Below are 953 nucleotides of genomic sequence, written 5' to 3' on the forward strand. Positions count from 1 at the left end.
TACCTTCTCTTTTCTTCTTTTTTTTTCTCTTTTTCTCTTTTCTTTTCCTTTCTTTCTTTTTCTTCTTTCTTTTTTTCTTCTTTTTCTTCTTTTTTTCTTTTTTTTTTTTTCTTCTTTTTTTCCTTCTTTTTTTCCTTTTTTTTTTTTTTTCTCCCTTTCTTTTTTTTCTTTTTTCTTTTCTTTTTTCTCTCTTTCTTCTTTTCTTTTTCCTTTTCTTCTTTTTTTTTCTTTCCCTTTTCCTTTTTTTTTTTTTCCTTTTTTTCCTCTTTCTCTCCTTTTTTTTCTTTTCTCTTTTTTTTTTTTTTCTTTTTTTTCTTCTTTTCTTTTTTTTTTTTTTTTCTTTCTTCTCCTTTCTTTTCTTCCTTTTTTTTTCTTTTTTTCTTTTCTTCTCTTTTTCTCTTCTTCTCTTCTTTCCCTTCCTTCCTTTTCTTTTCTTTCTTTTTCCTTTTTCTTCCCTTCCCCATTCTCTTTTTCTCCCTTTCCTCTCACTTCTCTTCCTTCTTCCCCTTCCTTTTTTCTTTCTTCCTTCTCTTTCTCTCTCTCTTTCCCTCCCTTCTCTTTTCCTTTTTCTTTTTTCTTTTCCTTTTCTTTTCTTCCTTCCCTTTTCTCTTTCTCTCTTCTTCTCCCTCTTCTTTCCTCTCTTACTCCTTTTTTCTTTTCCTTCTTCTCCCTTCTTTCCTTCTCCCTCTCTTTCACCTTTTTTCTTTTTTTTTCTCTTTACTCCCTTTCTCTCTCCTTTTTTTTTTCTTTTCCATTCTTTCCTTTTTTTTCTCTTTTTTTTTTCTTTTTTTCTTCTTTTTCCTCTCTCTTTTTCTCTTCTTTCTCTCCCTTTTCCTTCTTTCTTTCCCTTCTCTTTTCTTTCCTTTTTCTTTTTTTCTTTCTCTTTTTCTTTTTTTTTCCTTTTCTTTTTTTTTTTTTTTTCTTTTTTTTTCTTCTTTTCTTTTTTCTTCCTT

At 27.9% G+C, this 953-nt stretch carries 2 protein-coding genes; both read right to left on the reverse strand.

Annotated features, from left to right (window positions below):
- Positions 1 to 696, reverse strand: a 696-nt coding sequence (locus ACYQ35_RS11805; RefSeq protein WP_459833831.1) for a hypothetical protein, incomplete at its 3' end; no start/stop codon positions are given.
- Positions 693 to 953 (reverse strand): hypothetical protein (locus ACYQ35_RS11810; RefSeq protein WP_459833835.1); only part of this gene is annotated, 261 nt, incomplete at its 5' end. The genes ACYQ35_RS11805 and ACYQ35_RS11810, both read right to left, overlap by 4 nt.

This window comes from Faecalimonas hominis, assembly GCF_054660755.1.